Source organism: Arthrobacter sp. SIMBA_036, from assembly GCF_046535135.1.
Taxonomy (GTDB): domain Bacteria; phylum Actinomycetota; class Actinomycetes; order Actinomycetales; family Micrococcaceae; genus Arthrobacter.
Map to the genome: position 1 here is coordinate 1 of NZ_JAWRXG010000085.1, position 332 is coordinate 332.

1 protein-coding gene is annotated in these 332 nt (G+C 29.8%); it reads right to left on the minus strand.

Annotated features, from left to right (window positions below; all coding sequences use genetic code 11):
- Window positions 1-332: hypothetical protein (locus SB659_RS19230; RefSeq protein WP_410551547.1), on the minus strand; the 332-nt coding region annotated here is incomplete at both ends.

Here is a 332-nt window from a genome sequence, read left to right on the forward strand (position 1 = left end):
ATTGAACAATATAATTATATACACTCTCATCTCCTTTGTGATCTATGTTTTCAAAAATAAAGTCTCTAAAATCTTCATAGCGAAAGTTTTTATTTTCGAAGCTTGAAAGAACCATTTCGATCAGATCATCTCTGTCAATAGAAGATATATTATAGCTAACATTTCCTGAGGTAATGATCGTTTCGATGTATCGATACTGATTTCCTACTTCATAAATGGTATCATTTAATCTTAATACCGATTTTCTGATGATATCTTCTTTGTTTATTTTTCTCAAAAACGCATACAGAATCACCGTATCAAGATAGGTATATCTGCTTTGTTCTGCTTTT